Here is a 19,547-nt window from a genome sequence, read left to right on the forward strand (position 1 = left end):
ACAAACCAGAGAATAGCATTTCATGCTTTTTGCAGTGCATCTGAGGGCATGGTTTGGCGGAAAACGGCGACCGTAAAACTTTATAATAGGCATCGGATCAGGAGAACGAAGGGCCGGAACGGCCCAGTGGGGAGAGACCAGATGCTGGCAACGGATAAAATCCAGAAAGGCAACCTGCAGCGGCCGGATGCGGAAACGCTGCGCGTGCTGAGCCAGCTGGAACAGCGGGTACTATGGCTCGCCTCGTGGACCATTCACCATGCCAACCACATTCGCGAGAGCCGCGACGGATTGAAGGTGGGCGGGCATCAGGCGTCCTCCGCCTCCATGACCACACTGATGACGGCGCTGTACTTCGCCACACTCCGCCCGGAAGACCGGGTTGCCGTGAAGCCCCACGCCAGCCCGGTGTTCCACGCTATCCAGTATCTTTTCGGACGCCAGAGCCGGGAGCAGCTGGAGCGGTTCCGCTCCTTCGGCGGTGCGCAGAGCTATCCATCTCGCACCAAGGATAAGGACGATGTGGACTTCTCCACCGGCTCGGTCGGCCTGGGCGTTGCAATCACCGCCTTTTCCTCGTTGGTGCAGGATTACCTGATCGACCACGGCTGGTTCGACAAGGCGCGGCGCGGGCGCATGATCGCGCTGCTGGGCGATGCGGAACTGGACGAGGGCAACATCTATGAGGCCCTGATCGAGGCTTACAAGCACGACATCCGCAACACATGGTGGATTGTCGACTACAACCGCCAGAGCCTCGACGCGCCCACCACTGACCGCATGTTCCGCCGGTTCGACGACATTTTCGCCTCCACCGGCTGGGAGGTGGTGACGCTGAAATACGGCCGCCGCCAGCGCGACGCCTTCGCCCGGCCCGGCGGCGAGTTTCTGCGTGAGTGGATCGACAGCTGCCCGAATGCGGACTACGCGGCGCTGACCTATCAGGGCGGTGCGGCGTGGCGGGCGCGCCTGCTGGCGGACATAGGCCACCAGCCCGGCGTCAAGGCATTGCTGCTGTCTTACAGCGACGAGGAACTGGCTGGCATCATGACCGGCCTTGGCGGCCACTGCCTCGAGACAATCCTGGAGGCCTTCGCCGAGGCCGAGGGCAGCGACAAGCCCCGCCTGTTCATCGCCTACACGATCAAGGGCTACGGGCTGCCACTGGCGGGGCACAAGGACAACCACGCCGGACTGATGACGCCGACGCAGATCGACGGCCTGCGCCAGAAGCTTGGCGTGCCGACAGGCGCGGAATGGGAGCCCTACGGCGGACTCGATGACGACACGCGCCAGCACCTTGAGCAGTTCGTGAAGAATGCGCCGTTCGCGAGGGAAGCCAACCGCCGGTTCAGCGCGCCTGCCGTGGCGGTTCCGTCAATGGATGCGTTCCCGGTGCCGGAGGGAGCGGCGCAATCCACGCAGGCGGCGTTCGGGCGCATCCTGCTCGACCTCTCCCGCGAGGACAGCGACCTTGCTGCGCGCATCGTCACCACGTCGCCGGACGTAACCGTTTCCACAAACCTCGGCGGGTTCGTGAACCAGCGCGGCATTTACAGCCAGAGCGACCGGGCAGATGTGTTCAGTCAGGCGAAAATTCCCAGCGTGCAGAAATGGGGCGCTCATGCACGCGGCCAGCACATCGAGCTGGGCATTGCTGAGAACAACCTGTTCCTCATGCTGGGCGCGCTCGGCCTGTCACATACCCTGTTCGGGGCGCGGCTGCTGCCCATCGGTACGCTCTACGATCCGTTCATTGCCCGCGGCTTGGACGCGCTGAACTACGCCTGCTATCAGGACTCGCGCTTCCTGCTGGTGGCGACGCCCTCCGGCGTCACGCTAGGACCCGAAGGCGGCGCGCACCAGTCCATCAACACGCCGCTCATCGGCATGGGCCAGCCCAACCTGACCTATTTCGAGCCGTCTTACGTGGATGAACTGGCGCATGTGATGCGCTGGGCATTCGAGCATATGCAGGCGGAAGACGGCGGCTCGGTATACCTGCGCCTCAGCACCCGTCCGCTGCAGCAGGTTGCACGCGAGAGTAATGATTGGGCACGAGACGCGCTGAAGGGTGCGTACTGGCTGAAGAAACCTGCGGCCGACGCACAGGCCGCCATCGCCTTTACCGGCGCGATCGCCCCCGAAGCGCTGGCGGCGTGGGAGCAACTGGCAGACGACCTGCCGGGACTGGGCCTGCTCAGCATCCCCTCGCCCGATCTCATCCATCGGGACTGGATGGCCAGCCGTCGCGCTCGTTGGAGGGAAGGCAGCAATCGCCCGAGCCATATCGAAACCCTGCTCGCCGAACTGCCCGCTACCGCAGGACTGGTGACAGTCCTGGACGGCGCGCCTTCCACGCTGAGTTGGCTCGGCTCTGTGCGCGGCCAGCGGGTGAGCGCACTCGGGATCGACAGCTTCGGACAGGTGGGCGATATCCCTGATCTTTACCACCATTACCGCCTGGATGCGGACGCGATCATCGACGCCTGCGCCGACTTGTTTCTTGGATGAGGTTCTTTTTGCAGGAGGGTCTTAACCCTCCTGCCCTCCCCTTGTTTTATTGGGCCTTGCCCGGCGGCACCCCCTGCCCGCCCTGCCGGAACATATTGACAGTGAAACGGAACTGGAGAAGCGTGCTAGTACCTCGGGTGTTGGCGGCGTTGGTGTCTCTTCACTGAAGCCTCGCTCCCGGGACTTGCATTTTTGCGTTCCAGAGCCGTTTCGCTGCAAATTCCGGCAAAGCCAAGAGCTTGCCCCACGGGGTGATTGAACATGACAGTGCTGCACATCATTGCCGGATTGCTGGCACTGCTTTCCGGCGCTGTTGCGCTTGTCGCCCTGAAGGGTGGAAAGCTGCACCGCAAGAGCGGCACGGTTTTTGTTTACACCATGCTGTTCATGTCCGGGACCGGGGCGGTACTGGCCACCATGGTGCCTGACAGACTTTCTGTCATTGCCGGACTGCTGACCTTTTATCTGGTCGTAACCGCATTGCTCGCGGTGCAGCCTCTGGGGGCGACCTCTCGCAAGGCGCACGTCGGTGCCCTGCTTGTCGCGCTGGCAACCGGAGTTATCGGCTTTTATTTCGGCTATGAGGCGCAGGTCAGCGGCACCGGGGTGAAAGACGGGCAGCCGACCCCCGTCTATTTCGTCTTTGGCTCAGTCGCGCTGCTGGCAGCGATGCTGGACATCCGCATGTTGCGGGCGGGCGGCCTGCAGGGCGTTCAGCGCCTCACTCGCCATTTGTGGCGCATGTGCTTTGCGCTGCTCATTGCCTGCGCTTCGTTTTTTCTGGGTCAGGCTCAGGTATTTCCCGAGCCCATGCGCATTTTGCCCCTGCTGGCAGCGCCGGTGCTGCTCGTCCTTCTGATCCTGATCTACTGGCTCGTGCGCGTGCGCTGGCCTCTCAAGCGTTCTGCCGCGCTCAACTCATCAGCGATGTGACGATCTGCATCTTGCCGGTCAGCGTGCGGTGAACCGGGCACTTGTTGGCAATCTCCAGCAACCGCGCCCGCTGCGCCTCATCCAACGCGCCGTGCAATACCAGATTGAGATTAATGCGCTCCATGTTGGTGACGCCGGTCTCGCAGTCCACGCAGTCGCGGACGTGCAGCCGCTCATGCCTCAGGCTGACGACGATGCCTTCCAGCGGCCAGCCCTTGCGATCGGCATAAAGCCGCACCGTCATGGACGTGCAGCTGCCCAGCGCCATTAGCAGATAATCGTAGGGGTTCGGTCCGGCATCGCCGCCGCCCACATCAATGGGCTCGTCCGCCACCAGATGATGCTTGCCCGCGCGCAGCAGTTGCGTGAATGGCGCACCCGGCTGGCTGGCGACGATGACCTCACCCGTGGGAAGGTCCGCACTATGCTGGCTGAAACCGCCGGGCTGACCGGTCGCGGTGGTGTTCACATCCGTCATGACGCTGCTCTCCTTCCGCCCGCATGACGAAAGGACGCCTCAGCCCGGCATGGGTTGCATGACGCAGCGGGAAAGCCATGTTTGTTTTCGCAGGAGAGACCCGTCTCTCCTGCGAATGAACCCCTGCAATAAAAAGGTTAGGCGAACGCCTGAATGCCGGTCTGTGCCCGGCCCAGAATGAGGGCGTGCACGTCATGGGTGCCTTCGTAGGTGTTGACGGCTTCCAGGTTGATCATGTGGCGGATGACATGGAATTCATCTGAAATGCCGTTGCCGCCGTGCATGTCACGGGCGGTGCGGGCGATCTCCAGCGCCTTGCCGCAGTTGTTGCGCTTGAGGAGGGAAATCGCCTCGGGCGCGAGCTTGCCTTCATCCATCAGGCGGCCCGCCTGAAGACAGGCGGCCAGCCCCAGCGTGATCTCGGTCTGCATGTCCGCCAGCTTTTTCTGGAACAGTTGGGTGGCGGCCAGAGGGCGGCCGAACTGCTTGCGATCCAGTCCGTACTGGCGGGCGGCGTGCCAGCAGAATTCCGCCGCACCGAGCGAACCCCAAGCAATGCCGTAGCGCGCATTGTTGAGGCAGCCGAACGGCCCGCCCAGACCCTTGATTTCCGGGAACATGCGGTCCTCTGGAATGAACACCTCGTCCAGCACCACCTCGCCGGTCAAGCCCGCACGCAGGGAGAACTTGCCCTCGATCTTGGGCGTCGAGAGACCTTTGTCCCCGCGCTCGACGATGAAGCCTCGGATTTCGTCCTTGCCTTCCTCGTTCGCCAGCTTGGCCCAGATCACGAACACCTGCGCGATGGGCGAGTTGGTGATCCACATCTTGGAGCCATTCAGCACGAAGCCGCCATCCACACGGCGGGCCCGGGTTTTCATGCTGCCCGGGTCAGAGCCCGCATCTGGTTCGGTGAGGCCAAAGGAGCCGACCCATTCGCCAGTGGCGAGCTTGGGAAGATATTTCTCGCGGTGCGCTTCGGTGCCGTAAGCGTAGATCGGCCACATTACCAGCGAAGACTGCACGGAAAGGGTGGAGCGATAGGCGGAGTCCACCCGCTCCACCTCGCGGGCGATGAGGCCATAGGAGACGTAAGACACGCCGGGGCAGCCGTAGCCCTTGATGGTGGAGCCGAGCAGGCCGAGCGCCCCTGCTTCGGTCATCATCTCGGGGAAGAACTTTTCATGCCGGTTGCCTTCCACCACGCGGGGCATGAGCTTTTCCTGACAATAGGCCCGGGCGCTGTCACGAATGAGGCGCTCCTCTTCGGTCAGGCTCTCCTCCAGCAGCAGCGGGTCTTCCCAGCGGAACTTGGGCCAGGTGATTTTCCGGGGGCCGGTTGATGCCGTCGCCTCGGTCTGGATGCTCGCCTCGCTCATGGTGTCTCCTCCCCCTTCGTGTGGGTTGGCCTCTGGTGGACAGGCCGGTTCTCAACGCGGGTAGAACATCCCACCAAACCGTGCCAACGACCACAGACAAAGCGCCGAAGGAAGGGGCTATTCCGCCGTCAAAATGACGAAGAGCGCGAGCCGCCTGCTGAACCTCAGCCCAGCCGCAGCCGCTGCGTGGGCAGTACCACCCGCTCGCCATTGGCCGCCGTCACCACTTCCACGGCAACGCCGTAAGCCACGGACATGACATCCGGCGTCAGCACCGTGACGGGCGGGCCATCCGCCACGACCTTGCCCGTGCGCATGACGATCACCCGATCCGCCAGCCGGCCCACCAGCGCCAGGTCATGCAAGGTGACGATAACGCCCCGCCCTTCCTGTGCCAGTTCGCGCAGCAGGCGCACGATGTCGAGCTGGAAGGCCGGGTCCAGCCCGGCCAGCGGCTCGTCCGCCAGAATCCAGTCCGGCTCCCCTGCCAGCACGCGGGCCAGCAGCACGCGCGCCCGTTCGCCGCCTGACAGCGTCAGGATATTGCGGTCACGCAGGTGCCCGAGTTCGCAGCGGTTGATCGCGTCCTCTACTGCCGCGTCATCAGCCGGGCTGGTGCTGATACCGGTGCGGCCATACGGCAGCCGCCCGAGGCGCACGACGGTCTCCACGTCCAGACCCCACGCCACCTCGCGGCCCTGCGCCAGAAAACCGATGCGCAGTGCCCGCTCGCGCGGGTCCATCAGGGAAAGATCGGCAAAGTCAAGGAACACGGAGCCGCTGCTCGGCTCACGGCCGCCGCACAGGCTTGCAAGCCACGTGGACTTGCCGGCGCCGTTGGGGCCGAGCACCGCCGTCACTTCGCCGGAGCGGAAGGTGACGTTCACCGGGCCGACGAGACGGCGCGAGGGCACATCGACGGTCAGGTCTTCACAGGCGAGCGTACTCATGCCAGCTGGCTCCGCATTTTCATGAGCAGGTAAAGGAAGAACGGCGCGCCCAGCACCGCCATGACGATGCCCAGCTTCACCTCGGTGCCGCCGGGCAGCGCCCGCACCACCGTATCCGCTGCCAGCACGAGGGCACTGCCGCCGAAGATGCTGGGCACGAGAAGCGCGCCGGGCCGCGCGCCAACCCACGGGCGCAGCAGGTGCGGCACCACCAGACCGACGAAACCGATGATGCCGGTCACCGCAACGGTCGCCCCGACGGAAATGCCGACGCCGAACAGAATGCGGCGGTGGGTAGCTGCAAGGTCGATCCCCATGGTGCGGGCGGTCATCTCGCCAAGGCTGAGACCGTCCAGCGCGCGTCCGGTCGTCAGCAGCACGCCGCCGCCCAGCAGCACGAACGGCAGGATGATCCAGACGTCGCTCATGCTGCGGTCCGTCAGCGCGCCCATCATCCAGTTGATGATCTCCGCCGTGGCGAAGGGGCTGGGTGCAAGGCTGATGGCAAAGGAGGTCAGGGCCCCAGCAAGGCTGTTGAGGATAATGCCCGCCAGAATGAAGGTGGTCACGCGGTTGGTCTCCACGGCCAGCAGATAGAGCAGCGCCATGCCCGCAACCGCCGCTGCCATGGCACACACCGGCAGCACCCAGATGGCGACGCCGGAAACCCCGAACCAGATGGCCAGGACCGCGCCGAACGCCGCGCAGGCGGAGACGCCAAGGACGCCGGGGTCTGCCAGCGGATTGCGCAGGTAGCCCTGCATGACCGCGCCCGCCAGCCCGAGCGCCCCGCCCACCAGAATGGCGAGCAGGGTTCGAGGCAGGCGCAGATCAAGAATGATGAAGGTCCGGGTGGCTTCCTCATGTGAGAAAATGCCCCACGGCGACACCCACACCTTGCCCACTCCCAGAGAGAGGACGGCCAGCATGAGGATGAGACCGGCAAGGACGGGCAGAACAGGGAGGGACGCGGCGCGGTTCATGAGGCGTTTTCCAAAGCAGTGCGGGCAAGGCGAAGATAGCGTGCGGCTTCCAGCAACGTTGGCCCCCCGCAGTACAACAGCTGCCGGGGATAGGGAGAGGCAAGCATGCGGCCTTCCAGTCGCTTGAGCACCGGATGGGAGAGCAGGCGATCACCCCCGGCGCTGGCATCGGCACCGTCCGCGCCGGTCAACAGCAGGCGGGGCGGATTTTCGACCAGTTCTTCCAGCCGCACGACGCCCCAGAAGTTGACGCCGTAGCGCGCCGAGACGTTGCGCAGCCCGGCGCGGGCCAGCAGATCGTCCTGCAACGTGCCTGCGCCCGGCGAGAAGCCGCCCGGCTGAAGGATGAGAGCGGGCACCGGCGGTCCGGCATCCGACGCTTGCGGGCGCAGAGCCTCCAGCGCCGCCTCGATCCGGCGCACCAATGCCTCACCCCGTTCAGGATGGCCGACGCGGGCGGCAACATCCCGAACCTGAGCATGACTTTCCTCGACCGTTGCAGGCACGCCGAACAACGCCACCGGAATGTTCATGCGCTCCAGCGCCCGACGGGTGGCGGGAGCGGTATGAATGCTGGCCAGCACCAGATCCGGCTTCAGAAGCAGGATTTCCTCGGCCGTCTCGTAGGTCACGGGGAAGCGCCGCGCCGCCTGCGCAACAGCGGATTGCTCCGGATCGCGCGAGAAGTGGCTGAGCGCCGTGATCTGGGCGTCATCGGCCACTTCCAAAAGAATGGCGTCAAGACAGGGATTGAGGGAGACGATCCGCCGAGGTCTGTTTTCCTTGAGCAGAGCGGCGCTATCCGCATCCGTCCTGCCCGGGGCAATGGCGGCGATGGCGTTCCTTGCCTCCGACAGCCCCGAGATGGCGAACGGCAAGGAGGCGGTCAGAAGCGTTGCCAGCAACCACGCTGCGCCGCGCCCCATCCTTCGCCTTCGTTCCTGTTTGCGGCTGCACCGCACCTGTGCTTCCGACACGACCCTGACCCACGTGAGGCCGGCATGCGACCCACGGGGCACGGCACCGGCACCTTCCACCAAGGCCGGAGCGAAGCGGCGTCAGGACATGACGAGGTTCCGCGCGCTGACCGGCCAGCTCGGCGTCGTCTCACGGGAAAACCGCTCGCCCGGCACACCCCGACCGCGCGAAGGACGACTGCGGCAGGCAGGTCTCCTGGCTTGCGGGTCATCGTTCGGTGCGCGCCGCCTTCCCGGCCCCCGGCATAAAAGCTGGGCCCAGTGGCTCGATAGCGCGCGAACTCGCCGCATACAGTTGCGGGGGCAGCCCCGGATTGCCGGCCGGCCCCAGGAGGACCAGCGCGTCACCGGGTTCCCTTTTCACCCCCGGTTGAGGGGGAACCTGCCGCAGCGATTTGGGTAAACCTGCCGGCATGGGCCGTCAAGGCAACGATTCTGCACACCCAGGGCGATCCGATCATACCCGGGGCGATCAGGGTCGGCCCGAAAAGACTGTGGCGGCAGGAGATCCCGCCGCCACGACCTGTTCAGCATGTGTGCAGGCAACGACTAGCGCTGCTGGTGCTCGCCCTTGCCATGCTCGGGGCGATCCATCGGCTCGTTGTCCTGCTGGGGCTTTGCGTCCACATCCCGCTCTGGATGGGCCACGTGATCGGTTTCCGGGTGCTGGTCCGACGGCCGGAAATCACATTCCTTCGGCTGAACGCGCGGGCCGTCAACCACCATGGATACGGGGTCGCTGGCCGGGAAGGATTCCTCGATCGCTTCGTCCAGAGCTTCGTCGGCGCGCTTGACCGTTTCTTTCTTGCAATCGTCAGGCACGCCCTTGTCCTTGTTCGGATCGACGGACGAAGGGGACTGGTTTGTCATTGCACGTCTCCATTCTTGCGGGGCGAAGCAGGACATTGATGCAGTGGCAGCGGTTCGCCCCTTATGAAAGAAAACCGCAAATACCTTGATCTGTTCCTCTGCTCGTCGCCCTTACTGCCCAGTTTGGGTAACTCTGCCCTGAAGGACGAGGCGTCCGGAGGCGACATCGATCGGCCGCACGCAGACAAGCGGCGAAGGTCCGCTGTTGCTGACCACCATGCTGGCCGTCATGCCATCGAACCGCAGCGTGTTCTTGTCGCCAAGCATTGCGGCAGGCACCTCCACGTCCAGCGTATTGCCGGTCATTGCGGTGGACAGGCTGGCGGGCTTGGTCATCAGCGGCAGGGCACCGGGCGCGGCGGCCATGCCGTCCATGATCCGGAGCCCGTAGGGCCCGCAGCCCATGGAGGGCACCAGCACCATCCAGTGCGGATGCCAGTCCATCGAGAAGCGGGTGCCGCCGACGTCTTCCACCAGATCCGGATGGCTCACCAGCGCCAGCGCCAGCAGGCCCTGCCCGCGCGGGAAGCCCGCTGCGGCGGTATCGGCGCTTGTCGGCCAGATATACGCATACATCTGGCTGCCCTCGAATTTTCCGATACGGGGCGGCACGCTGGCCCCCGCATTGCCGCGCAGCGTCATGCGGAAGTGCAGGAGATCCCCATCCGCGCGAACCTCTGCGGTACTGATATCAAATGTCGGGTCGATGGCCTCGTTCACAGGCGACATGATTGCATTGGCCAGCGCAACCCCACCAAGGCCGAAGGCCGTCAATCCAATTGCGGCTGTGACAAAGCGCGTTTTACGCATGCGGAACCCCTCTTCATTTTCATTTAATAAACGAAACCGAAGCCGGTTAGCTCCGCGCCGCTGGTGGAAACCCCGGTGGAAACCAGCGCCCGAACCGAGAATGCGGGACGGCCAGCGACCGCCCCGCATTCCGGGTGTTGCTGTGCGCAGTACGGCCAGCAACAGACGTTAGCGCTGCTGCTCCGAGCTATTCGGATTGCTGCTGACGCTGCGGCTGCTGGCGCTGCTGTTGCTGCTTCTGCTGGCCCTGTTGGCCCTGCTGCTTCTGCTGGCCCTGCTGGCCTTGTTGACCTTGCTGGCCCTGCTGGCCTTGCTGACGTTGGTTAGCCATCGTGCATCTCCTTGGTTCTAACCCCCGTGCTATCGACAACGAGGAGTGACGGAGGGTGGTTCCGGCTGTCGGCTTTCCGCCACCCCCCAATACACAAAAGGGGCAGCCACAGGCCGCCCCTTCCGCACGATGTATTGAAAGTGAAACGGGTCAGTAGGTCGCGCGCAAGCCGATGAAGGCCCCCCGACCCAAGACGCCATAGCCGTTGATCACTTCGTAATCCGCATCGAACAGATTCTCGACCCGCCCGTAGAGCTCCAGCCCCTTGGTCACGGCGTAGCTGGCGCGCACGTCCACCAGCGTATAACCGTCCAGCGGGTTCAGCTGCCCGGCCGAGTCATAGCTGTCGCCGGTCATGGTCAGGCTGGCCGACAGGCTGAAGCGATCATTCGCCTGCCAGTTGACCGAGGTCTGGAAGCTGTCGCGGGCGCGGCGGGCAAGGTCGGTGTCGGTCACCTCGTTGCGCGGCTTCAGCCTGGTGTAGCTGGCCTTGATGACCAGCGGATCGATGGGCTGCACCAAGAGGCCCAGCTCAAGCCCCTTGAACGAGGCCCGCGCCACGTTGTCATAATAGCCCCAGCGGCCCGAGGCGCACTGCGGATCGCCCACGGTGCAGTTCACATAGTCGATCTGGTTGTTCAGCTTGTTCTGGAACCAGGTGGCGCTGACGCGGATGCGCCCTTCCACGAAGCCCTGATCGATGCCGACTTCCCAGCCCTTGCTGGTTTCGGCCTGAAGGTCCGCGTTTCCGTAGATGCTGTAGAGCTGATAGAGCGTCGGCGCCTTGAACCCCTCGCCCCAGTTGGCACGCAGCAGCGTGTCCGTCTGCGGAACCTGATAGGCGCCCGCCACACGGAAGCTGGTGTGATCGCCGAAAGTGTCGTGATCGTCATAGCGCACGCCCGCCGTCAGGGTGAGGTTCTCCACCAGCGTGGCCTGACCCTGCGCATAGAGGCTGTGCATATCAACGGCAGCCTTCAGCGGCTCCAGATCCCACTGCCCGATGTTGCGGATCTTGGTGCGCTCGGTCTCCGCGCCGAAGGTCAGCTCGGCCGCCTCGGTGACGCGGACGACACCCTGATACTCGAACCGGCGGTTCTGGCCGCGCGTGTCGTTGGTCTTGACGTCGCCTTCGAAGTCCTCGCGGTCGGTGCGGCTGAAGCCGACGGCCAGCCGGTTGGTCATGCGACCCTCCGGCGTGCCGAGGGTCAGGCCCGCGTAGCCCGAGTAGAGCTCGTTGCGGCTGTTGTTGTCGGTATCGGCGAAGGTGTAGAGCGGCGGCGGGAAGCCGTCATATTCGGCGCGACCGTTGTTGTAGAGGCCCTTCAGGTCGAGGCGCAGGTTGTCGGACAGTTCCGCGCCGACGCTGCCCAGCAGCCCCCAGTTGCGGTAACCGTCCTTCTCGGTGTTGCCGTCGTCCTTGTCGGCCGCCGAGACGCCATCGGTGTCGTAGAAGCTGGCCGAGAGCGAGCCCTGCACCTTCTCGGTGCCGCCTGCCACGGTGCCCGCCGCGCGCCAGCTGTCGAAGCTACCGCCTTCAACGAGCGCCTCGCCGCGCAGGCCCGGCTCGCCCTGCTGGGTAATGATGTTGACGACACCGCCAATGGCGTGGCTGCCGTACAGCGTGGATTGCGGGCCGCGCAGAACCTCGACGCGCTGGACGCCGGTGGTGATGAGGTCTGTGACGTGGGCCGTGCCGCCCGGGGTCGAGGGATCGTTGATCCGGACGTCATCGATCAGGATGGCCGTCTGCTCGCCGCCGACGCCGCGAATGAACATGCTGGTCTGCGCGCCGGGGCCGCCCGAGCGCACCACGGTGACACCGGGCGTCTCACGCAGCACATCGGACAGCATGACTTTCTGCGTGGCGCGGATATCCTCGGCGGTGATGACGCTGACCGACGTTCCGGTGACGCCCAGCGCCTGTTCGGTGCGGGTGGCGGAGACAACAATCTGGTTCAGCGGATTGACGGGTTCTTCGGCCCGGGCGCTGGTGGCGGCAAACCCGAGCTGGGCCGCAGTGGTAAGCAGAATTACGAGGCGGGGCGACATGCCAGCCCTCCCAATACAAATCAGTCGTTCTTTGTCAGGGAGGCGTGCGCCGTTCCTGCAGGGCGGCACGCGGACTCATCCCGGCACCCGGCACAGCAACCCTGACGGTTGATGTCGCCGTTCCGGAAGAACCCGTCGCACACCACTCTCCCGGCAGCATGCAAGGCGACGACAACAGGCAGGTCTCCTGGCTTTCGGGTCATCGCCCCGTCTCTGCCTTCCCAGTTTCCGGGCTTCCCCGGTCTTCCAGTGGCGTAATCGAGACGGCGCTCGCCGGTTACAGTTGCGGGGACAGCCGTGGACTGAGAGTGCGGCCTGATGGGCGGACCCTGGCACCACGTTCCCTTTTAACCCCCTTTCGGGGGGCCTGTTGCGAGCATGAGGGCTAATCCGGGCCACCGCACACGTCAAGCCCGCAACGAAAGCAGCCTGCTGAAATACGACCCTGCGGCGCTGGACATTCCCGCCATCTGCGCCAGATTTGGGAAATACACGCGTAGATGTTGGTTTGAAGAATTAAATTGTAGATGAAGAAGGTCGCCCGTGCCGAAGGCCAGAACTGGCGCAAGCCAGACCCCCAGCTCCGCCCAGCACCAGCTTGAGTTCCTGTCTGCACCGCAGATGCAGCAGGACGGCACTTTTGCCGTTCAGATGTCCGAGGATTTGCCTGACGTGACCGGAGAGTTTGACGATGATACCGCCCCCACCTTCGCGCTGGTGCGGGAGAGCGGCATCGACGGTGAAAAGCGCTGCCTTTATCTTGTGGTCGAATCCACCAAGGGGGAACAGTTCCGGCTGGATTTCACCCCCGGCTGCATTCCGCTGGCCGTTGCCGCCCTGTCCTCTGAACTGGGCTATCTGCGGCAGCATCAGCCGGACCAGAACGACGCCGTGCAGCCGATCACGGTTGAATCGTTCCAGCTGGGTGAAACCGCCAACGGCAGCCCGGCCCTGCTTGCCGGCATGGAAGGCGGCGGCGAACTGCCCCTGCAGCTGAGCCTGCAGGAACTGCAGAAGCTGAACAAGCGCATCAGCGAGTATATTCGCAGCAAAGCCGTGGCACAGCCATTCAGCTAAGGCCTGGGTCACAACCTCAACTGACGTCCCCGCCTCTCACTGTTTCCTGAGTCTGCTTCTGGCATGCCCGCCACGCTGGAGCTGTGCCGGAAGAGATCAATCGCCCGTGCGGCTTCAATACTGTTGGCCACACGAGGGATGTATTACCGCGGCGAAATATTATTCCGCACTACGAAAGACGAAAATCCGACACAGGCAACCTACCTGAAAAACACCTGAGCCATCCAAACTGATTAATAATAATTTCATGTTTCTCGGTGATTTGCAGCAAGTTGGTCCGGAGGTCTAATCCGCGACTGCTGTTTTTTAGTGCCAGGTGTAGTGTCATGTCGTTTCTGAACAATCTGCCAATAAGCCGGAAGATCTCCGTTGCGTTCGCCTGCGTGGGCTTTGCGGTTATCCTCATGAGTGCCGTGGTTGGCCGCAGCATCATGGTTGCCGAGACGGCGACCGACGTAAATAACCATACATATGAAGTGCTTGATGCTCTCGACCTCGCCACGACCAGCATGGTCAACAAGGAGGTCGGCCTGCGCGGCTACATGATCTCCAGTGACGAAAAGTTTCTGGAGCCCTATCACGACGGCAACCGGCAGTTCGAGCAGGCCTGGAAGCGGGCCAAGGAGCTGACCCGCGACAACGCCGGTCAGCAGCAACGTCTCGATGACGTCGCCCGCATCGCGGCGACCTGGCAGAGCGAAGTGGCAGACCAGATCATCCGCCTGATGGATAATCCTGAGACTGTCAGCGCCGCTCGCGAGATCGAAAGTTCGGGTCGGGGCAAGGCCATCATGGACACCCTCCGCCAGACGCTGGCCGAGGCCGAGATGGCCGAGCGCGAACTGCTGGCAGAGCGCAGCGTCACGCGGCAGGATGCCTTCGACACCATGTCATACTCGCTGTGGATCGGCATCGCGTTTGTCGTTCTGGGGTCCACCGCCTTCGGCATTACCCTGCATCGGGTCATTAGCCGCCCGTTTACCGGGCTTACCGGAACCATGCTTCGCCTTGCTGATGGTGAGACCGATCTGGTCGTGCCGCACCGTGACCGCAAGGACGAAATCGGCGACATGGCCCGCGCCGTGGAAGTGGCCCGCCAGAACGCCATCCAGAAGACACAGCTGGAGTTGGAGCAGGCCGCCGAAAAGGAGCGGATCGAGCAGGAGAAGGCAGCCGAACGTGAACGGCAGGAAGCCGAAAGGGCCGCAGCCGCCGCACAGGCGGAGCAAGAGAAACGCGCGCTGATCGATGCCCTTGCCAACAACTTCCAATCGAAGGTAGGCGGCGTTGTCGGCTCCGTCGCCGATCAGGCCTCGGGCATGGAGAGCGTTGCCCAGTCCATGTCCGCCGCCGCCGAGCAGGCCAGCCGTCAGGCCGGAGCCGTTGTCGGCGCTTCGGAACAGGCGTCTGAAGACGTGCAGGCCGTGGCCGCCGCTGCCGAGGAACTCGCCGCTTCCATCCGGGAAATCGGCCGCCGCATGGAACAGTCAACCACCATTACCCTCCGTGCGACCGATCAAGCCCGCAGCACCGACACCAAGGTGGAAGGTCTGGCCGCGGCTGCCCGCAAGGTGGGTGAAGTGGTGGAACTCATCAACTCCATCGCCGAGCAAACCAATCTGCTGGCGTTGAATGCCACCATCGAGGCTGCCCGCGCCGGAGATGCCGGCAAGGGTTTCTCGGTGGTCGCATCCGAGGTCAAGCAGCTGGCCAACCAGACCGCCCGCGCAACCGAAGAGATTGCCGCGCAGGTGCAGGAGATGCAGGCCGCAACCGGCGCCGTCGTCGCCGACATCCAGGCGATCGCGCAGGTGATCCAGGAGATGAGCCAGATTGCCGAGACGGTCTCCGCAGCAGTGGACGCCCAGATGGCCGCCACGCAGGAGATTGCCCACAGCGTGCAGCGTGCCGCCGGCGGCACCCGGGACGTGACCACCAATATCAGCGGTGTGACCGCCGCCGCCAGCGTGACCGGCGACGCCGCCGAGGAAGTGCTGCGGTCAGCCCAGACCATGAACGAACAGGTGGAAATGCTGCGGGTGGAAGTGGACGCTTTCGTCAGGGAGGTCCGGTCAGCCTGAGACCGCCTCGCCTGATGGCGGACGTGCGGTGTGTGTGGGAGGGGCGCCGAGCACCCTTCCCGCCGCGCCTGTCTCTGGTCGTTATATATATGCCAAGGATATATATATGTATGGCATGAACATGGAACGTTTCGTTTCGGCACTTCCTTCTGCGGCACCAGAGTTATTTGCTGGAATAACGGTTAATTCATGATTCAGCATTAACGTTCGGCTGTCTCGCTCCAGAGAGTACGAAAAACGCTCACATGCCTCTTGATCCGCTCTCGCTGTTTATTGCGGCCCTGCTCAACCTCGGCCTGGTCAGTGGATTGCTGCTGCTCTCATGGCTGCTCAACCGCCAGATCCGATCCCTGCTGTGGTGGAGTGGCGCGTTCTTCCTGGCGGGACTGGGCTTCCTCGGACTGGTGGCCAGCGCGGACAGCGCCCACAACGTGACACGCGAGCTGGCAAACGCCATCATTCTCTCCGGCTATGGTCTGGCCTTCGCGGCCTGCCGCCTGTTCAACCAGAAGCGAACCCACTGGGCCATCGTTCTGGCGGGCAGCGTGGTGTGGCTGATCGCCTGCTGGGGACTGGACGTCGGAACGCCTGCCCGCATGGTGCTGGCGGCTGTGGGATGCGGCAGCTACACCTTCGCCATGGCCGCCGAGCTCTGGTTCGGCCAGCGCGAGAAACTGGTCTCGCAGCGGGCAGCGGCCGTCCTGTGCGTATTCCACGGCTGCTACTTCGCCCTGCGGGTCATCACCGGCCCGGCGCTGGTGCGCTCCGTCGGCTGGGTGGAGAAGCTGGACAGCGTGTGGGTGCTGATACTGGCGATCGAGACGCTCGTCTTCTCCATCAGCTTCGGCTTCCTCGTGCTGTCGATGTCGAAGGAGAAGATCGAGGTGCGCCACCGCAAGGCGGCCATGCAGGACCCCCTGACTGGCATCGCCAACCGCCGCGCATTCAAGGAGCAGTCCGAGCGCCGCCTCACTGCCAACCAGCAGGCCGGACGCGCCAGCAGCTTCCTGCTGATGGACCTGGATCACTTCAAGTCGATCAATGACAGTTATGGGCATGACGGCGGCGATCAGGTGCTTGTCGGTTTCACTGAACTCGTCACCAACCTCATCGAGCCGGAAGACCTGTTCTGCCGTATGGGAGGCGAAGAGTTTGCCGTCTTCCTGTCTGATGCCAACACCGACCGCGCGCTCGACATCGCGGAGAGCATCCGCGCCATTCTGGACACGCGCGGCCTGGCCGTGGATGGCACCGATATTCCGGTGACGGTCAGCATTGGCGTCGTCAGCAGCGAAGAGCGCGATGCTCCCCTGCGCACCCTGCTCGCCAACGCGGACGCGGCGCTCTACCAGGCCAAGGCCGGAGGGCGCAATTGCGTGGTCGCGTATCAGGCCAACCCCCAACGGGAGGCGGATTTGATGCCTGGCATGAGCGCTGCCTGAGAGCAGCCCTGCGGCATATCATACAGGAAAATGTGTTAAAAACCCGCTCGCAGGTCATCCCCGCGCGGGCTTTATCAGTGCATCGATTTTCTTGATTTTTCGCCTCGCCGAAGCGGCGGTGGCGACCCCTACGGGATTCGAACCCGTGTTCCTACCGTGAAAGGGTAGTGTCCTAGGCCTCTAGACGAAGGGGTCAGCGGCGCGGTGTGGGCGCTTGATAGACGGGGCCTGCCCTGCGGTCAAGCATATCCGTCATGCAAAACGCATTTTTATTAAACTTTGTTGTATGATGCTGTTTTCAAAGAGTTTTCTTTCTACACGGCACGCCAGCGGCTGGCCGGAGTGCCCGCGGGAACGGGGTCTCCGGCACCAGATCCGACGCTGGCGAAATGAATCAGGACAACTTTGGCAGAGCCACCGGCAGTCGCCGCACATGCCGGAAACCGGCAGTGTCAGCGAGGCATCATTGCGATGTGTTCGGACGGGTTCAGAGCCCGTCCGCCCAGGCGGCGTCATCCAGATGAAGCTCGGCGCGCGGGCTGCCGGTCCAGTGATCGATCACGATGCGTCCGGCGACGTACAGCGGACGGCGGCCCGCACCGGCCAGCGCCAGCCCCAGCTCCGAGTTGCCGTGGCGGAAGGCCATGGCCTTGATCCGAGCGCCATCCTTGCCGCTGAGGATCACCCGCACGTGGTCCTGCCCGACGATGTCGCACTTGACCACGCTCACCGGCCCCACTGCCACCTTCGGCTGCGGCCAGCCGGTGCCGTAGGGCCCGGCCTGATCCAGCTGCTCGCCCAGTTCCGGCGTGACGCCGCCCGGTGCGAGCGCCGCATCCAGCTTCAGCGCGCGGCCATCCATGGAGGCTGCTACATCCTCTGCCAACCGCTCGCACAGGAAGGCGCGAAAATCCGCAACCCTGGCCGCGTCGATGGTCAGGCCCGCCGCCATGGCGTGGCCGCCGCCCGCGGCCAACAGCCCGCTTTCCTTCGCCGCCAGCACGGCGGCGCCAAGATCGACGCCCGGCACCGACCGGCCAGAGCCCTTGCCGACCGTTCCGTCCACACCGATCACCACCGCGGGGCGGCCATATTTTTCCTTAAGGCGGCCCGCAACGATGCCGATGACGCCGGGGTGCCAGCCCTCGCCGCTGGCCACGACGACCGGGTCAGCCTCTGGCGCGGCAAGCAGCGCCTGATCGAGCGTCAGCGCCTCCAGCGCCTTCCGCTCGGCGTTCAGCCGGTCCAGCTCCTCCGCCAACTGGCGGGCCTCGCCGGGCTGCTCGGAGATCAAGAGGCGCGTGCCGAGGTCTGAGCGGCCGACCCGCCCGCCCGCATTGATGCGCGGCCCGAGCTGGAAGCCCAAATCGCTGCAAATGGGCGCGCGGTCCATCTTCGAGACGTCGCACAGGGTGGAGAGGCCGAGATTGCCGCGCCGGGCCATGACGCGCAGGCCCTGCGCCACAAACACCCGGTTGAGGCCAGTCAGCGCCATCACGTCCGCCACCGTGCCCAGCGCCACCAGATCGAGCATGGAGAGCAGGTCCGGCTCCTGCCGACCGTTGCCGTACCAGCCGGAGACGCGCAGCACGCGGTTGACCGCCACCGCCAGCAGGAAGGCGACGCCCACCGCCGCCAGATGGCCGAACTCGCTGCCCGCGTCGTCATCCAGCCGGTTGGGATTCACGATGGCAAAGGCCTCGGGCAGCGCCCAGCCCGCCTTGTGGTGATCAACGACCAGCACATCCAGACCCGCCGCCTTAGCCGCCGCCAGCGGCTCGAACGACTGGGTGCCGCAGTCCACCGTCACCACCACCTTGGCGCCCGCCTGCGCGAGCGCGGTCATGGCGGCGACATTGGGGCCGTAGCCTTCGGCGATGCGGTCGGGAATGTAGAAGCTGGCGACACCGCCCGCCGCGCGCAGCAGGCGGATCAGCAGTGCCGTCGAGGTGGCGCCGTCAACGTCATAGTCGCCGAAAATGACGATAGGCTCCTGCCGCCGCACGGCGTCCGCCAGACGCTCGGCAGCGCGATCCATATCCTGAAAGATGGAGGGGTCAGGAAGCCAGTCCCGCAGCGTCGGCTTGATAAGTCGGCCGACTGATTCCACCTCGGCACCGCGCCCGGCCAGCACGAGGCCCACCGCCTCCGGCAGACCGTGCGCCTGCGCAATCGCCGCGCCCGCAGACATGTCGGCCCGCCAGCGCCAGGGCTGGCCGAGAACCGAACGCTCCACACCATAGACATAAGAGGAAGTCGCCATGCCGCTGTTGTGACCCAGCCCGGGCGCAGACGCAAGCGCACAAAGGTAGAACATTGCGGGAGAGCGATGCGTGACATCAGCCTGATGCGAAAACCGGATTTACCCTGCCCGTGGTGTTGCTGATCCTGTGGTGTCTTCTGTTCCTTTTCCTGTGTTCGCTTGGGGATTTGCCGGGGGTCGAGGGAGCTTTACGGTGACCGGGGAGTCAGGGGGTTTCCAGAGCGTGAGGCAGAGCAATTATATCAATTGTTGGGATGAGATGCCCAAGGCATGTCAGGCTGCCCGCGCGGGAGAGCGCAGGGCCGGAACGCTTTTGCACACTGAACGCTAGACGACCCTCGTCCCCCCGGCGGGGAACCCTTAAAACCCCTACCCTGACGGCTTGACCGGCCTTGTCACCACGTCCG

The 19,547-nt window shown here is 64.4% G+C and carries 15 protein-coding genes, 1 tRNA gene and 2 riboswitches; of the genes, 6 read left to right on the plus strand and 10 right to left on the minus strand.

Translation table 11 applies throughout. The annotated features are described in order from the left end of the window. Nucleotides 1-141: 141 nt before the first annotated feature. Together VIG90_RS19310 and VIG90_RS19315 are read left to right on the plus strand one after the other, a co-directional pair. Nucleotides 142-2,514 carry a 1-deoxy-D-xylulose-5-phosphate synthase N-terminal domain-containing protein gene (locus VIG90_RS19310; RefSeq protein WP_331595153.1) on the plus strand — a complete coding sequence of 791 codons (2,373 nt, stop codon included), beginning with the start codon at nt 142-144 and terminating at the stop codon, nt 2,512-2,514. Nucleotides 2,515-2,775: 261 nt separating this feature from the next. Then, nucleotides 2,776-3,447 (plus strand): hypothetical protein, encoded by a 672-nt coding sequence (locus tag VIG90_RS19315; protein ID WP_331595154.1) that lies wholly within the window; start codon nt 2,776-2,778, stop codon nt 3,445-3,447. Here the strand turns inward: VIG90_RS19315 and VIG90_RS19320 are convergent. From VIG90_RS19320 to VIG90_RS19350, 7 genes are all read right to left on the minus strand, one after another. Further along, nucleotides 3,428-3,925: an OsmC family protein gene (locus VIG90_RS19320; protein WP_331595155.1), complete on the minus strand. Its 498-nt coding sequence runs from the start codon at nt 3,923-3,925 to the stop codon at nt 3,428-3,430. The two genes, VIG90_RS19315 and VIG90_RS19320, sit on opposite strands and share 20 nt — an antisense overlap. Nucleotides 3,926-4,062: 137 nt before the next feature. Continuing rightward, nucleotides 4,063-5,304, minus strand: coding sequence for an acyl-CoA dehydrogenase (locus VIG90_RS19325; protein WP_331595156.1), 1,242 nt, complete (start codon nt 5,302-5,304; stop codon nt 4,063-4,065). Nucleotides 5,305-5,468: 164 nt separating this feature from the next. Further along, nucleotides 5,469-6,254 carry an ABC transporter ATP-binding protein gene (locus VIG90_RS19330; protein WP_331595157.1) on the minus strand — a complete coding sequence of 262 codons (786 nt, stop codon included), beginning with the start codon at nt 6,252-6,254 and terminating at the stop codon, nt 5,469-5,471. Further along, nucleotides 6,251-7,237 carry an iron ABC transporter permease gene (locus tag VIG90_RS19335; protein WP_331595158.1) on the minus strand — a complete coding sequence of 329 codons (987 nt, stop codon included), beginning with the start codon at nt 7,235-7,237 and terminating at the stop codon, nt 6,251-6,253. Before VIG90_RS19335 ends, VIG90_RS19330 begins: the two co-directional genes overlap by 4 nt. After that, entirely contained in the window at nt 7,234-8,163 is a 930-nt protein-coding gene (locus VIG90_RS19340) for an ABC transporter substrate-binding protein (protein WP_331595159.1), read from the minus strand. The genes VIG90_RS19335 and VIG90_RS19340 overlap by 4 nt, the downstream gene beginning before the upstream one ends. Nucleotides 8,164-8,383: 220 nt before the next feature. Then, nucleotides 8,384-8,615, minus strand: a riboswitch (cobalamin riboswitch). A 148-nt stretch (nt 8,616-8,763) separates the two neighbouring features. Next, a complete protein-coding gene (locus VIG90_RS19345) occupies nt 8,764-9,084 on the minus strand; it encodes a hypothetical protein (protein WP_331595160.1) in 321 nt (106 codons plus the stop codon). 111 nt (nt 9,085-9,195) lie between these two features. Continuing rightward, nucleotides 9,196-9,894, minus strand: a complete 699-nt coding sequence (locus tag VIG90_RS19350; RefSeq protein WP_331595161.1) for a hypothetical protein — start codon at nt 9,892-9,894, stop codon at nt 9,196-9,198. A 196-nt stretch (nt 9,895-10,090) separates the two neighbouring features. Between VIG90_RS19350 and VIG90_RS19355 the strand changes: the two genes are divergently transcribed. Beyond that, nucleotides 10,091-10,246 carry a hypothetical protein gene (locus VIG90_RS19355; protein WP_331595162.1) on the plus strand — a complete coding sequence of 52 codons (156 nt, stop codon included), beginning with the start codon at nt 10,091-10,093 and terminating at the stop codon, nt 10,244-10,246. Between the two features lie 129 nt (nt 10,247-10,375). Here VIG90_RS19355 and VIG90_RS19360 read toward each other — a convergent pair whose 3' ends face one another. Next, nucleotides 10,376-12,277 (minus strand): TonB-dependent receptor plug domain-containing protein, encoded by a 1,902-nt coding sequence (locus VIG90_RS19360; RefSeq protein ID WP_331595163.1) that lies wholly within the window; start codon nt 12,275-12,277, stop codon nt 10,376-10,378. A gap of 160 nt (nt 12,278-12,437) precedes the next feature. Then, nucleotides 12,438-12,663, minus strand: a riboswitch (cobalamin riboswitch). A gap of 157 nt (nt 12,664-12,820) precedes the next feature. Between VIG90_RS19360 and VIG90_RS19365 the strand changes: the two genes are divergently transcribed. The 3 genes from VIG90_RS19365 (at nt 12,821) to VIG90_RS19375 (ending at nt 16,877) form a co-directional block, all read left to right on the plus strand. After that, on the plus strand, nt 12,821-13,354 hold the full coding sequence (locus VIG90_RS19365) for a hypothetical protein (RefSeq protein WP_331595164.1): 534 nt from the start codon (nt 12,821-12,823) through the stop codon (nt 13,352-13,354). 326 nt (nt 13,355-13,680) lie between these two features. Beyond that, on the plus strand, nt 13,681-15,435 hold the full coding sequence (locus VIG90_RS19370) for a methyl-accepting chemotaxis protein (RefSeq protein ID WP_331595165.1): 1,755 nt from the start codon (nt 13,681-13,683) through the stop codon (nt 15,433-15,435). 245 nt (nt 15,436-15,680) lie between these two features. Next, nucleotides 15,681-16,877 (plus strand): GGDEF domain-containing protein, encoded by a 1,197-nt coding sequence (locus tag VIG90_RS19375; RefSeq protein WP_331595166.1) that lies wholly within the window; start codon nt 15,681-15,683, stop codon nt 16,875-16,877. A gap of 119 nt (nt 16,878-16,996) precedes the next feature. Here the strand turns inward: VIG90_RS19375 and VIG90_RS19380 are convergent. Both VIG90_RS19380 and recJ read right to left on the minus strand, forming a co-directional pair. Then, a tRNA-Glu gene (locus tag VIG90_RS19380) sits at nt 16,997-17,072 on the minus strand. 292 nt (nt 17,073-17,364) lie between these two features. Continuing rightward, nucleotides 17,365-19,140, minus strand: a complete 1,776-nt coding sequence (recJ, locus tag VIG90_RS19385; RefSeq protein ID WP_331595167.1) for a single-stranded-DNA-specific exonuclease RecJ — start codon at nt 19,138-19,140, stop codon at nt 17,365-17,367. Between the last annotated feature and the right edge of the window lie 407 nt (nt 19,141-19,547).

Origin of the sequence: Pedomonas sp., assembly GCF_036515995.1 — a bacterium.
Lineage (GTDB): Bacteria > Pseudomonadota > Alphaproteobacteria > Sphingomonadales > Sphingomonadaceae > Pedomonas.

Bases quoted from the DNA above. Each gene is read 5' to 3' on its own strand.
- VIG90_RS19310 (WP_331595153.1), top strand. From the start codon at position 142: ATGCTGGCAACGGATAAAATCCAGAAAGGCAACCTGCAGCGGCCGGAT.
- VIG90_RS19315 (WP_331595154.1), top strand. From the start codon at position 2,776: ATGACAGTGCTGCACATCATTGCCGGATTGCTGGCACTGCTTTCCGGC.
- VIG90_RS19320 (WP_331595155.1), bottom strand. From the start codon at position 3,925: ATGACGGATGTGAACACCACCGCGACCGGTCAGCCCGGCGGTTTCAGC.
- VIG90_RS19325 (WP_331595156.1), bottom strand. From the start codon at position 5,304: ATGAGCGAGGCGAGCATCCAGACCGAGGCGACGGCATCAACCGGCCCC.
- VIG90_RS19330 (WP_331595157.1), bottom strand. From the start codon at position 6,254: ATGAGTACGCTCGCCTGTGAAGACCTGACCGTCGATGTGCCCTCGCGC.
- VIG90_RS19335 (WP_331595158.1), bottom strand. From the start codon at position 7,237: ATGAACCGCGCCGCGTCCCTCCCTGTTCTGCCCGTCCTTGCCGGTCTC.
- VIG90_RS19340 (WP_331595159.1), bottom strand. From the start codon at position 8,163: ATGGGGCGCGGCGCAGCGTGGTTGCTGGCAACGCTTCTGACCGCCTCC.
- VIG90_RS19345 (WP_331595160.1), bottom strand. From the start codon at position 9,084: ATGACAAACCAGTCCCCTTCGTCCGTCGATCCGAACAAGGACAAGGGC.
- VIG90_RS19350 (WP_331595161.1), bottom strand. From the start codon at position 9,894: ATGCGTAAAACGCGCTTTGTCACAGCCGCAATTGGATTGACGGCCTTC.
- VIG90_RS19360 (WP_331595163.1), bottom strand. From the start codon at position 12,277: ATGTCGCCCCGCCTCGTAATTCTGCTTACCACTGCGGCCCAGCTCGGG.
- VIG90_RS19370 (WP_331595165.1), top strand. From the start codon at position 13,681: ATGTCGTTTCTGAACAATCTGCCAATAAGCCGGAAGATCTCCGTTGCG.
- VIG90_RS19375 (WP_331595166.1), top strand. From the start codon at position 15,681: ATGCCTCTTGATCCGCTCTCGCTGTTTATTGCGGCCCTGCTCAACCTC.
- recJ (WP_331595167.1), bottom strand. From the start codon at position 19,140: ATGGCGACTTCCTCTTATGTCTATGGTGTGGAGCGTTCGGTTCTCGGC.